We start from the raw sequence: 12,694 nt of genomic DNA on the forward strand, positions 1-12,694 counted from the left end.
GGCTCCCGCTGTCGGGCCGCGGACGGCGCGGCCCGGCAGCGGGCCCGTCCGGGCCGCCGTGGCCCGCGCGGGCGGCGCTGCGCACACACGGGGACGGACACGGGGACGGGACGGCATGACCGGTACGGATACGGACAGCGGGCTCGGCGGACGGCTCCCCACGGGACGCCGGGCGGCCTCGCCGGACATATCCGTCGCCGCGCGGCCGTGGTGACGGCGCCGGGGCGGATGCCCCTTCGGGCCGTGTTCGAGGGACGCGCGGACACCGGGCCCGGCGCTCCGGGGCGGCCGTACGCGGTACCTCGTCACGAGATGTGACGGCGGCGCCGCGCGGCGCGGGAGCCCGCCGGGACACGACGGGAGCGGCCCCGGGTTCGCAACCGTGGGCCCGGCCAGGAAGAATCAGCACGCGTACGGCCGAATCGGCCAGGCGGTGAGACGCTGCACGGGGCAGTGGCTCTCGGCGGCCACTGGCTTTTGAGAGTCTCATTTACGCCCCACGGGGAGGTGGCAGGCAAGTGGTGGAGCAGCTGACACAGCTGACGCAGCACGATCCCCGGCGGATCGGCCCGTTCGAGGTGCTCGGGCGTCTCGGGGCCGGCGGCATGGGGCTGGTCTACCTCGCGCGCTCGGCGTCCGGTCGGCGCGTCGCGATCAAGACGGTGCGTACGGAACTCGCCGAGGACCAGCTGTTCCGGGTCCGCTTCACGCGCGAGGTCGAGGCGGCCCGCGCGGTCAGCGGCTTCTACACCGCGGCGGTGGTGGACGCGGACCCGCGGGCCGCGGTGCCGTGGCTGGCGACCGCGTACGTGCCCGCGCCCTCCCTGGAGGAAATAGTCAATGAGTGCGGGCCGCTGCCGGCCCAGGCGGTGCGCTGGCTCGCGGCCGGCATCGCCGAGGCGCTGCAGTCCATCCACGGCGCGGGCCTGGTCCACCGGGACCTGAAGCCGTCCAACGTGCTGGTCGTCGAGGACGGCCCGCGCGTCATCGACTTCGGCATCGCCAGCGGCGTCTCCAACACCCGCCTGACCATGACGAACGTCGCCGTCGGCACACCGGCGTACATGTCGCCCGAGCAGGCCCGTGACTCCCGCAGCGTCACGGGCGCCAGCGACGTCTTCTCGCTGGGCTCCACCCTGGTCTTCGCCGCCACCGGACACGCCCCCTTCCACGGCGCCAACCCGGTCGAGACGGTCTTCATGCTGCTGCGCGAGGGACCGGACCTGGCCGGGCTGCCGGACGAGCTGCGGCCGCTGATCGAGTCCTGCATGCAGATGGAGGCGTCCGCGCGGCCCACCCCCGCCGACCTCCAGTCCCAGCTCGCGCCGCACCTGTTCGGCTCCGGCAGCGACGACAGCGGCACCGCCTCCGCCTGGCTGCCGGCCGGCGCGGTCGCGCTCATCGAAGGGCGGCGCGGCGGGCGGCAGGCCGCACCGGCGGCCGCGGGCCGCGGCGGTTCCGGCCAGGGCCGCGTCGCACGGCAGCCCGTACCGCAGTCGCCGCCGCCCGCCCAGCCGCCACCGCCGCGCCCGCGCAACGCCCCGGCGGCCGCCGCGGCGCAGGCGGGCGGCGCGATGGCCGCGGCCGAGCCGGGCTGGGCCGGTGGCGCGGGCGTCGGCCCCGGCGCGCGCCGGGGCGCCGATCCGCGCGGGGCGGCGCAGCTGCCGCAGTCCGCGCCGGCCGGCCCGGTGGCCGCCGCACCGCCCGTCTCCCCGGCCCCGCAGGTCTCCGCCGCACCGCCCGCACCGTCGCGGCTGCCGGACGCCGACGTGCCGGACGGCTCCGTACGCCTCGCCGGCACCTCGGCGCCGATAGGCCCCGGCCCCCGCGCGGGGGACGGCCGGGAGCCGCAGCCGCACGCCCAGGCACCCGCCACGGACTGGGTCCGGCCGCCCGCGGGCGCACCGGCCCCCGCCGCCGGCGGCCACGAAGCCGACCCGGCCGCGGCCGGGCCGCAGCAGGGCGGCGCGGCGCCGCACGTCCCCGGGCAGGCCCCCGCCCCTTCCGGCGGCGCGGCCCCGGCCCGCTGGCGCCCCTGGCGTTTTCGCATGTCCAACGACGTGTGGGGCACCCCCACGGTCGCGGGCGACCTGCTGTACGTGACCTCCTTCGAGGTGCACGCCCTCGACGTGGCCAGCGGGCGGCGGCAGTTCAAGACCCGCGACGTCGCCTGGACCATGTCCGTCGCGGACGGCCGTATCCACGCCTCGGACGGCCCCAGCCTGTACGCGCTGGACGCGGCCGACGGCGCCGAACGCTGGCGGCTGGGCAGCGAGGGCTGGATCTACGCGCTCAAGGCCGACCGGGGCACCGTCGTCACCGGCACCCGCGGCGGCGGCGTGCAGGCGTGGGAGGCGGCCACCGGCGAGCGGCTGTGGGAGACCGGCGGCGTACAGACCGACTTCGAGACCGCCGACCTGGGCCCGGTCGTGCACGAGGGCACGGTCTTCGTCTGGGCCGACGGCCGGCTGAAGGCCCTGGAGGCCCGTAGCGGCGCCGAGCGCTGGTCGTACCCGGTGGGCGACGCGGTCGCCTGCGGCGGCGTCCCGGTGCGGCTGCTGCCCGCCCCGGACGGCGCGGTGTACGTCACCGCCGGGACACGGGTCCTGGCCATCGACATCGCGCGCGGCGAGGTGCGCTGGCACTTCGAGGCGCCCGCCGCGTTCCTCAGCCCGCCCGCGTACGCGCCGGGCCCCGCGGTCACCGGCGGCGGCATCTACCTGGCCGACTACCTCGGCACGGTCTACGCCCTGGACGCGGCCGACGGCCGGGACCGCTGGCGCATCGCCACCGAGGCGCGGCAGTCCACCGAACCGGTGCTGGTCGCGGACGGCGCCGTACACCTCGGCAGCGGGAAGGCGCTCTACACGCTCGACGCCGTCACGGGCACGCCGCGCTGGCGCTTCCAGGCGGGCGGCGAGGTGATCGGCGCGCCCGTCGTGGCGGACGGCCGGGTGCACTTCGGCTCCGCCGACCACTGCCTGTACACGCTCGACGCGATGGGCGGCCAGCTGCGCTGGAAGCTCGCCACCGGCGGCGAGATCACCGGCACGCCGGTGGCCGCCGGGGGCGTCGTCTACGCGTGCAGCAAGGACCGCTGTGTGTACGCGCTGGACGCGGCGAAGGGGACGGGGCTGGCGCGGCGGTCCTGACCGTCCGCCGCTCTCAGGTGTCGTCCCGTTCGACGGGCTTGACGGGCCGCGTCTCGTCGTCCGGCCGTGCCTCGTGGGAGCGGGGCGGGGCGTCGGGCCGGGGCGGCGGCCGGCCCGGATCGTCCGAGGCAGGCGGCATCCGTACCGCCCGGGTGGGCTGGTCGTCCGTGGCCCGCTGACCGGCCTCCGGTGGCGGGTGGCCCGCACCCGGCCACCGCACGGGCGGCTGGTGGTGGGGCGTCGAGGGCGGCGGCGCACCGTACGCGGGCACGCCCTGCGGAGGGGTGTCACCCGCCCGGACCGGGCCGGGCTCCCACTCGGGCCCGGGGGCCGGATACGGCTGCTGATCGCCGTACCGGTCGTCGAACCCCGCCTCGCGGCGCCGGGCGCGCGCACCGCGGCGCCCGCTCATCACCAGCGCCGCCAGCCACAGCACCGCGCCGCCGCCGAGCGCGCTCGCCACGCCGATGCCCAGGCCCTGGTTCGCGTTCTCGCCGACCGTCAGGCTGCCCGCGGCCTGCCCCTGGCGCACCATCCACAGGATCGTGAAGCCGAGCACCACCGCGCCCGCGACGAAGACGAGCGCGCGGGAGCGCAGCAGGATGCCGAACAGGGTCACCACGGCGGCGAAGAGTATCGGCAGCAGGACCGAGCCGAACAGCTCGGCCTTCTCGCCGCCGATGCCCCGGAACAGGTCCTCGATGCGGATCTCGCGTCCGGGGCGGCCGTCGTACCAGGCACGGAAGGGGCTCCAGACGGCGGCCGCCGCTCCGATGAGGGCCAGCACGGATCCGAGTACGTTGCGCACCACAGGCGTCGCCTCTCCGGTCGCTGATTCGTCCCGTTTCCCTCTGTAAACGACGCTACGCCCGACTGCACGCGTGCGCCAGGGGTGCGCGTTTTACCAGGTCAGGAAGAGATTTTGGGTAATGCGAGGAGGTTGCTAGTCTGCCGTGCACTCGTCAAGAACACATAAGGACGAGGGTGCGCCGCGTGTGCGGCGCGGTACTTGCAACGGGGTCAACGGGGGCACAACATCATGAAGTTCCGTCATGTCCGCATGGTCGCAGCGGCCGGGGTGGTGGTCGTCGCGCTGACCGGTGCCCGGCACTCGCACGGCGGCGGCTGCGGCAGCAGCCACAGCAGCTCCAGCGGCGGCAGCAGCACGAGCGGCAGCACCAGCGGCGGTTACGAGGCCAGTACCGGCAGCAGCGGCAGCACGAGTGGCGGCTACGACGGCGGTACGAGCACCAGCGGCAGCTCCACGAGCGGCAGCACGTCCAGCGGCAGCACCACCGGCTACACCTCCGGCGGCGGCAGCAGCCGCAGCGCCATGGGCGACATCAAGATCAACGGGTGCCAGTACAACGGCGCCGGGAGCGTCAAGACCACGGTCAGCGCCACCAACAGCTCGTCCACCACCAAGTACACCTACATGCTCACGGTGAAGTTCACCGCGCCGGGCGGCAAGGACCTCGGCACCCGCCACCCGAGCATCCCGTACGTGATGCCGGGCCGCACCGACTCGACCGACGTGATCCAGTACGTGCCCCGTGACGCCGCCACCAGCGGCACGTACCGCTGCTCGGTCACCGACGTCCAGCGCACCCCGCTCTCCTGATGACGGCCCAGGGACGACGCATCGGCCGGGCCGCCGTCGCGGCCGGGATGGTGGCCGCCACCGGGCTCGGGGTGGCCGGCTGCGGCGCGCTGCTGCCCGGCGGCCACCGCAGGCTGCCCCCGCCGCCGATGCCCAGCGGCTACAGCTACTCCCCGACGCCGTACGGCTCCTCCACGCCGTCGTACTCGTACTCCCCGTCGCCCACGCCGGAGGAGACCTACGACCCGGACGGCCGCTCGGACGCGCGCGGCAACAACTGCCGCTACGACACGTCGGCCCGCCGCCTCGAATACTCGGTCTCGGTGACCAACCCGTCGCTGACCAAGACCTTCAAGTACGAGATGGCGGTCAACTGGATGAGGGACCGGCCCGCCGACGGCACGGCACTCGGGCTGCACCAGCGCAGCATCATCGTCCGCCCGGGGCAGACCGAGACGTACACGGCCACCTACTACTACACCAACACCTCGACACGGCAGATGTGGTACACCTGCGAGATCCGCAGGGCGCGCAAGTCGGAGCTGTAGAGGCCGCGGCGGCGCCGGGCGGCGGCCGTCCGGGTCAGCGGACCTTGAAGTCCCGGGAGCGGGACGTGAAGAGGCCGGCCTGCCGCTCCGGTGGCAGGCTGCCCAGCGCGATCAGCTGCGGGGCGTGCGCCAGCGCCTGCGCCCGCGCGGCCTCCCGCGACGCCCACAGGGCCCGCACGGTGCCCTGCACCGCCCCGGTCGGCTGCGCGGCGAGCACCGCGGCGGCGCGCCGGGCCGCGGCCACCGCGCCGCCCGGCGGCGTCAGCTCCGAGACCAGGCCCGTCTCGTAGGCGCGGCGGGCGCCGAGCCGTTCCGCCGTGCCCATCAGGGCCAGCCGCGCGGCCTCGCCGTACGGCATGCGCTGCGCCATGAACACCGACTCGTACGCGCTGACCATCCCGTACGACGTGTGCGGGTCGAAGAACGTCGCCTCCTCGGAGGCGACCAGGAATTCGCACTCGCCCAGCAGGTAGAACGCTCCGCCGCAGGCCATCCCCTCGACGGCCGCGACGACCGGCTTCCACAGGTCGTTCGCCTTCGGCCCGACGGTGAGCAGCGGATCGTCCAGCGAGTACGGGGAGGACGGCTGCGGGACCTGCGCGGAGCGGTCGATCCCCGTGGAGAAGGCTCTGCCCCCGGCGCCGGTCAGCACGATGGCGCGCACGTCGTCGTCGCAGCGGAACCCGCGCCATACGGACGCGAGCCGTTCGGCCGCCTCCAGATCGAGGGCGTTGAGGCGCCCGGGCCGGTCGATCGTGACCAGCGCGACGCCGTCCGCCCCCGTCTCCACGCGTACGGAAGGCGGCGTCACGGCCGCTCCAGCAGCCAGCGCGGCACGGTCACGCCCGGCGCCTGCTCGTGGAAGGCGGCCTTCACCGCGGCGCCGATGCGGATGCGCGCCGGATCGACCGAGTCCAGGGGCGCGTCCGGGGCCGCGACCAGGTTGCCGACCAGCCGGATGCGCGGGGCGTCGGCCAGCTCCACCACGATGACGTTGTACGGCGCCTGCGCGGCGTAGGCGGGCAGCAGCGGCGGGTGCGGCAGGACGTAGGACCAGATGCGGCCGCGCCCGGACATCCGCTGCCAGCGGTCGTCGAAGGACCGGCAGTGCGGGCAGCAGGGGCGGGGCGGGAAGCGGAGTTCGCCGCAGGCGGCGCAGGCCTGGACGCGGAGTTCGCCGCGGGCGGCGTACTGCCAGAAGGGGGCGCCGTCGTCGTCGGGGACGGGGAGGAGCAGGGCGGTGCCGTCGGGCGGCTGCGGGCCGGGGGACGGGGGTGGTTCGGGTGACTGGGACGGTTCGGGGGACTGGGACGGTTCGGGGGACGGGCGCGGTTCGGGGGCGTTGTCAGTGGTCCCCCTCATGCTGGTGGACATGGAAACTCAACTCCTCAGCAGCAGAGCCGATGTGGGAACCCCTTCCCCGGCCGTGACCAGGCAGGTGGTGGCGCCCGGGACCTGTGCGGTGCCGGTGCCGCGCAGTTGCCGCACGCCTTCGGTGATGAGGTTGAAGCCGTGGACGTATGCCTCGCTCAGCCCGCCGCCCGAGGTGTTCAGCGGCAGCCGGCCGCCGATCTCCAGGGCGCCGCCCTCGGTGAAGGCCGCGCCCTCGCCGCGCCCGCAGAAGCCGTAGCCCTCCAGGGAGAGCGGGATCAGCGGGGTGAACGCGTCGTAGATCTGCGCGACATCGACGTCCTCGGGGCCGAAGTCGGCCTGCTTCCACAGCTGCCGGGCCGCGGTCCAGGCCGGTCCGGTGAGCGGGTCGTCGGTCCAGTAGTTGACCATGCCGTGGTGCTGGGCGGGCAGGCCCTGCGCGGCGGAGTGCACATACACCGGGCGCTGCCGCAGATCACGGGCGCGTTCGGCGGCGACGACCACGCACGCGAGCGCCCCGTCGGTCTCCAGGCAGTTGTCGAAGAGGCACAGCGGCTCGCTGATCCAGCGGGCGGTCATGTACATCTCGCGGGTCAGCGGGCGCTCGTACATGATCGCGGCGGGGTTCTGGTTGGCGCGGTTGCGGCAGGCGAGGGCGACGTTGAAGAAGTGGTCGCGGGTGGCGCCGTATTCGTGCATGTAGCGCCGGGCGAGGATGCCGATCTCGTCGGCGGGACGCAGCAGGCCGAAGGGGCGGGTCCATTGGGCGGGAGTGGGCAGTTGGACAGTGGTGTTCCGCCACGGGCGGGGCCCGGAGCCGCGCTTGCGCGAGCGCCAGGCGACACCGACGCTCGCCTGCCCGGTGGCGATGGCCGCCGCCAGGTGGGCCACGGTCGCGCACGAACCGCCGCCGCCGTAACCGGCCTTGGCGAAGAAGGTGACGTCACCGGCGCCGATGGCCTTGGCGACCTCGACCTCGTCGGTCTCCTCCATGGTGTAGGAGGCGAAGGCGTCCACCTCGGACGGGGCGATCCCGGCGTCGTCCAGGGCGGCGACGATCGCCCGGCAGGCCAGCGTGCGCTCCGACTCGGGCAGCCGCTTGGCGAACGCCGTCCGGCCGATCCCGGCTATCACCGCCGCGTCCTTCAGGGTCGCCCCCATCGTCACCTCCGTGGTCGGCCGTCCGTACGGGTCCCCGTACGGACGGCGCGGACATCCGTGCTGACAGCCGAGGAGGCTACCGCTAACCTGACGGGTAGTCAGCTCCCTGGTCCAGCCAGCGCTTCCGCGGGAGGTTGTGCGATGCGGTGTGCCGATCCGTCAGAGCACGACCCGCGCGCCGGTGTCCGCTCGACCGACGTCACCGGCCCACGCGTCGATGACTGCGCGGCCGACGTCCCCGGCCCGCATACCGGTGTCCGCTCGACCGACGCCCCCGACCCGCGCACCGGCGCCCGAGAGCCCGACGCCGCCGACCCCCGCGCCGATCTGGAGTACGGCACCGTCCCGCGCCTGGTGCGCGCCGCCGCCGAGCGGTACGGACCGGCCGAGGCGGTCGCCGAGGGGCGCACCCGCCTGACGTACACGCAGCTGGGGGAGCGGGTCGAGCGGGCCGCGGCGGCGTGCCTCGCCGCCGGTGTCGAGCCCGGCGACCGGGTGGCCGTCTGGGCGCCCAACACCGCCGACTGGATCACCGCCGCGCTCGGCGCCGTCACCGCGGGCGCCGTCCTGGTCCCGGTCAACACCCGCTTCAAGGGCGCCGAAGCGGCCTACGTCCTGCGCCGCACCCGCGCCCGGCTGCTGTTCGTCACCGGCACGTTCCTCGGCACGTCGTACGTCGCCTCGCTGCGCCGCGCGGCCCGCGAGGGCACCGGCGACGGCCCGCTCCCCGGCCTGCCGCACCTCGAACGGGCCGTCGTCCTCTCCGGCGACGCCCCCGCCGGCTTCCTCGCATGGCAGGACTTCCTCGCGGCGGGCGAGCCGGTGCCCACGGACGCCGTACGGTCCCGGGCCGACGCGATACGCCCCGACGACCCCTCGGACATCATCTTCACCTCGGGCACCACGGGCCGCCCCAAAGGCGCGGTGATCACGCACGCCCAGACCCTGCGCGCCTACGGGGTCTGGAGCGCCCTCGCCGGACTGGCGCCCGGCGACCGCTATCTGATCGTCAACCCGTTCTTCCACACCTTCGGCTACAAGGCCGGAATCCTCGCCTGCCTGCTGCGCGGGGCGACGATGATCCCGCAGCCGGTGTTCGGCGCCGCCACGGCGCTGGCCAACATCGCCGCCGAACGCGTCACCGTCCTCCCCGGCCCGCCCGCCCTCCACCAGCAGCTCCTGGACGACCCCGGGCGCGGGCGGTACGACCTCGGCTCGCTGCGCCTGGTCGTCACCGGCGCGGCCGTCGTCCCGCTCACCCTGGTCGAACGGCTCCGCGCCGAGCTGGGCGTGACCACCGTGCTGACCGCCTACGGCCTCTCGGAAAGCTCCGGTATCGCCACGATGTGCCGCCGCAGCGACCCGCCCGAGGTCGTCGCGGCCACCTCCGGACGCGCCGTACCGGACACGGAGATACGGGTCGTGGACAGCGACGGGCGGGCCGTGCCGCCCGGCACGGCGGGGGAGGTGCTGGTCCGCGGCTACCACGTGATGACCGGCTATTTCGAGGACCCGCGGGCCACCGCCGAGGTGCTCACGCAGGACGGCTGGCTGCGCACGGGCGACATCGGCGTCCTGGACGCGGACGGCAACCTGCGCATCACCGACCGCCTCAAGGACATGTTCATCGTCGGCGGCTTCAACGCCTATCCCGCCGAGATCGAGCAGCTGCTCGCCCGCCACCCGGACGTGGCGGAGGTCGCCGTCGTCGGCGTCCCCGACGCGCGGCTGGGCGAGGTCGGCAAGGCGTACGCGGTGCGCCGCCCGCGGTCCGCGCTGACGGCGGACGAGCTGATCGCGTGGGCCCGGCGGGAGATGGCCAACTACAAGGTGCCGAGAGAGGTCGCGTTCGTCCCGGCACTGCCGCGCAACGCGAGCGGGAAGGTCGTGAAGGGGGAGTTGCGGGGCGGCGCCCCGGCCGTGTCATGACGGGGAAACCCCAGCTCAGGGCGGTTGGCGGCGGATTACCGACGTGTTAGCCGCCCGTTAGCGGCGCCCGGCACCTTGGTGTACGCACCAACGAACACCGTCGCACCGCCCTTGGGGGATCCGCATGCCCAGCATCACCACCGCCGCCTTCCGCCGCGGCCGCCGTATCGCCGCCGCCTCGGTCGTCGCCGTCGCGGCGTTCTCGCTCACCGCGTGCAACGCCCCGGGCGGCGACGACCCGAAGCCGGCCAAGAGCCCCGCGAGCGAAGCCCCCGGGAACGCCTCGTCCGGCGGCGCGGGGGCCGCCGGAGGCGACACCGGGTCCACGGGCGCGGGTTCCTCGGGTGCGGGTTCTTCGGGTTCGCGGGGCTCGGGCACTTCGGGTTCGGGTTCCTCGGGTTCGCAGGGCTCGGCCGCGTCCACCGGGGGCAGCGGCTCCGGGCACCACGGTTCCGGCACGTCGGGTGGCTCGGGCTCCGCCGGTTCCACCGGTTCCACCGGCTCCGGCGGCGGTACGGGCACGGGCACCGGCCACCAGGGCGGCACCACCACCCTGAACGGCACGCTCAAGTACCTGGCCCCGGGCAAGTACACCGTGGCCCCCGAGTCCGGCATGGAGCAGGCGTTCTTCGTCGCCACCGACACCAGGATCCTCGGCGCGACCACCATCTGCGGCGGGCCCGACGGCCGGGTCACCATCGACAAGGGCAGCTACGGCACCACCACCTGCACCACGGACGACCTCGAAAAGGCCGCCAAGAAGAACACGGTCAAGGTCCGCGTCACGGTGCGGAAGGGCGTCGCGGCCAAGGTCGTCGAGCACTACCACCCGTAAGCGCGGGCACTCGGCCCACGGAGGCGGCGGGCGTCCCGGGCCCACCTGAATGGCCCCGTCCGCCTCGTGCCCGCCCGGCCCCGCGTGATTGCCTGGCAAGCACCCTGTAGTGGGAGGTGTGGGTGGCATGACCAGTCCGTACCCCGACGGGCCCGAGCCCGGCGGCCCCGTGCCCGAGCCGCCGGACCCGCCCGGCCCGGACCCCCGCCCGGGACCCGAACCGGGACCGCCCTACCCGCCCGGACCCGACCCCGGCCCGCCGCCTCCCGGCCCCAGCGACCCGATGGCCCCGGACCCGATTCCCCGGCCGTCCGACCCGGACGCGGCCCCCGAGCCCTGCCCGCAGCCGGGCCCGCTCGCCTGACCACCGGGCCCCGGCTCAGGCCCCGGCCGCCCCGCCCCCGTACCGCTCCCGCAGCGCCGCCTTGAGCACCTTGTTCAGCGGCCCGCCGCGGGGGAGCTCGGGCAGGATCTCCAGCTGCTCCGGCAGCTTCTGGGGCATCAGGCCGGAGCGGCGCAGGTGAGCGGTCAGCGCCGGGAGCGTCAGCGGCCCGTCGGACGCGCCGGCCGTCCTGTCGAGCGTCACCACCGCACAGACCCGCTCGCCGCGCTCGCGGTCCGGCAGCCCGATCACGGCGGCCTCGGCCACCGCCGGGTGGGCGCGGACCAGCTCCTCCACCTCCGGCGCGGAGATGTTCTCGCCCTTCCGGATGATGATGTCCTTCAGCCGCCCGGTCAGGACGAGGTGCCCGTCCGGGCGCAGCAGGCCCAGGTCGCCGGTACGGAAGCAGCCGTCCGCGTCGAAGGCCGCGGCCGTCAGCGCGGGGTCGGTGTAGCCGCGGCAGACCATCGGGCCGCGCACCGTGACCTCGCCCGCCTCGCCGGTCGCCGCCGCTGACCCGTCCGCGCGGACGATCCGTACGCGGGCGCCGGTCACCGGCTTCCCCACGGTGTGGGCGAGCTGTTCGTCGGTGTCGTACGGCGTACCCATCGCGATCATCGGGCACTCCGTCATCCCGTACCCGTGCACCACCGCGCACCCCAGCTCGCGTACCGCCGCGTGGTACAGATCGGGCGGCAGCGGCGCCCCGCCCCCGGACAGCAGCCGCAGGGAGGGGATCAGCCGGCCCGTCGGCGCCGCCCCGCCGGACCCGGCGCGCCGCCGCGCCTCGTCGAGGAACGCCTGGTAGAAGGCTGTGCTCCCGCCGGCCATCGTCACCCCGTGCCGCCGGTACGCCTCGGTCGCCGCGGCGGGGTCGAAGGTGTCCAGCACCACCGCGGGGAAGCCGCTGAGCAGCATGGCGATTACATAGTCCGGGCCCGCGATGTGCGCGTACGGGAACGCCATCGAGCCGATGTCCGCGTCCGTCATGCCCAGCGCGGTGGCCAGTCCGATGCCGCCCGCGATCAGGGAGGCGTCGGTGTGCAGGACGCCTTTGGGCTCGGCCGTCGTGCCCGAGGTGTAGTAGATCCACGTCGGGGTGGCACGGTCCGGCCGTACGCACTCCGGGAGTACGCCGTCGGGCGCCGCCTCCGGCAGCCCGTCCGCGACGGAGAGCACGCGCACGCCGCCGTCGGCCGCCTTGCGTACCGTGCCCGCGTAGTCGTGGCCGCGCCACTCGCCCGGCACGATCGCGTACTCCGCCGCCGACTGCCGCAGCGCGAAGCCGACTTCGCGCTCCCGGTGCAGATGCAGCACCGGTATCTGTACGGCGCCGAGCCGGGCCAGCGCGAGCGACACCGCGACCGTCAGGGGCCAGGTGGGCAGCTGCCACAGCACGCGCGTCCCGGCGCCGATCCCCAGCCCCCGGAAGCCGGCCGCCAGCCGCAGGGCCCGGTCGCGCACCCGGCCGAAGGTGAGGGCCCGGCCGGATCCCCGGGTGCTCTCGTCGAAGAACATCGGCGCCCGCGGGGACACCTCGGCCCGGTACTCCATCAGTTCCCAGAGCGAGCGCACACGATCGGGTTCGAACACGTCGCGCCTCCTAGGGTGCGGGGGCGCGACGTTAGCAGAGAACATGACGACCCGTCAGGAGGCGGGCGGCGTGGAACAACCGGGCCTCGGGACGCGTTGGGTACGGTCGTCCACAACCCGCCG

At 75.0% G+C, this 12,694-nt stretch carries 11 protein-coding genes; 6 read left to right on the forward strand and 5 right to left on the reverse strand.

The features are described 5' to 3' along the window. Positions 1–518 precede the first annotated feature (518 nt). Complete coding sequence (gene afsK / locus CP973_RS04030; RefSeq protein WP_150237585.1) at positions 519–3,152, forward strand: protein serine/threonine kinase AfsK; 2,634 nt, start codon at positions 519–521, stop codon at positions 3,150–3,152. A 13-nt stretch (positions 3,153–3,165) separates the two neighbouring features. On the opposite strand, the gene CP973_RS04035 is transcribed toward afsK, so the two are convergent. Then, the gene (locus tag CP973_RS04035) at positions 3,166–3,963 is read right to left on the reverse strand and encodes a hypothetical protein (RefSeq protein WP_150237587.1); all 798 of its coding nucleotides are present in this window, start codon (positions 3,961–3,963) and stop codon (positions 3,166–3,168) included. Positions 3,964–4,191: 228 nt separating this feature from the next. Between CP973_RS04035 and CP973_RS04040 the strand changes: the two genes are divergently transcribed. Both CP973_RS04040 and CP973_RS04045 read left to right on the forward strand, forming a co-directional pair. Next, the gene (locus tag CP973_RS04040) at positions 4,192–4,773 is read left to right on the forward strand and encodes a hypothetical protein (protein WP_150237589.1); all 582 of its coding nucleotides are present in this window, start codon (positions 4,192–4,194) and stop codon (positions 4,771–4,773) included. Next, entirely contained in the window at positions 4,773–5,300 is a 528-nt protein-coding gene (locus tag CP973_RS04045) for a hypothetical protein (RefSeq protein WP_150237591.1), read from the forward strand. Before CP973_RS04040 ends, CP973_RS04045 begins: the two co-directional genes overlap by 1 nt. 34 nt (positions 5,301–5,334) lie before the next feature. On the opposite strand, the gene CP973_RS04050 is transcribed toward CP973_RS04045, so the two are convergent. The 3 genes from CP973_RS04050 to CP973_RS04060 are packed head-to-tail and all read right to left on the reverse strand — an operon-like array spanning position 5,335 to position 7,832. Beyond that, positions 5,335–6,111, reverse strand: a complete 777-nt coding sequence (locus tag CP973_RS04050; protein WP_150237593.1) for an enoyl-CoA hydratase/isomerase family protein — start codon at positions 6,109–6,111, stop codon at positions 5,335–5,337. Next, entirely contained in the window at positions 6,108–6,674 is a 567-nt protein-coding gene (locus CP973_RS04055; RefSeq protein ID WP_150237594.1) for a Zn-ribbon domain-containing OB-fold protein, read from the reverse strand. Before CP973_RS04055 ends, CP973_RS04050 begins: the two co-directional genes overlap by 4 nt. A 6-nt stretch (positions 6,675–6,680) precedes the next feature. Next, complete coding sequence (locus CP973_RS04060; RefSeq protein ID WP_150237596.1) at positions 6,681–7,832, reverse strand: lipid-transfer protein; 1,152 nt, start codon at positions 7,830–7,832, stop codon at positions 6,681–6,683. Between the two features lie 141 nt (positions 7,833–7,973). Here CP973_RS04060 and CP973_RS04065 point away from each other — a divergent pair, with 141 nt between their 5' ends. From CP973_RS04065 to CP973_RS04075, 3 genes are all read left to right on the forward strand, one after another. Next, positions 7,974–9,761 (forward strand): FadD3 family acyl-CoA ligase, encoded by a 1,788-nt coding sequence (locus CP973_RS04065; RefSeq protein WP_244409267.1) that lies wholly within the window; start codon positions 7,974–7,976, stop codon positions 9,759–9,761. A 124-nt stretch (positions 9,762–9,885) separates the two neighbouring features. Beyond that, positions 9,886–10,596: a hypothetical protein gene (locus CP973_RS04070; RefSeq protein WP_150237598.1), complete on the forward strand. Its 711-nt coding sequence runs from the start codon at positions 9,886–9,888 to the stop codon at positions 10,594–10,596. A 127-nt stretch (positions 10,597–10,723) separates the two neighbouring features. Beyond that, complete coding sequence (locus CP973_RS04075) at positions 10,724–10,960, forward strand: hypothetical protein (protein ID WP_150237600.1); 237 nt, start codon at positions 10,724–10,726, stop codon at positions 10,958–10,960. 15 nt (positions 10,961–10,975) lie between these two features. Here the strand turns inward: CP973_RS04075 and CP973_RS04080 are convergent, their stop codons facing one another. Then, entirely contained in the window at positions 10,976–12,571 is a 1,596-nt protein-coding gene (locus tag CP973_RS04080; protein ID WP_150237602.1) for a class I adenylate-forming enzyme family protein, read from the reverse strand. Positions 12,572–12,694 lie beyond the last annotated feature (123 nt).

This window comes from Streptomyces albofaciens JCM 4342 (assembly GCF_008634025.1).
Lineage (GTDB): Bacteria > Actinomycetota > Actinomycetes > Streptomycetales > Streptomycetaceae > Streptomyces > Streptomyces albofaciens.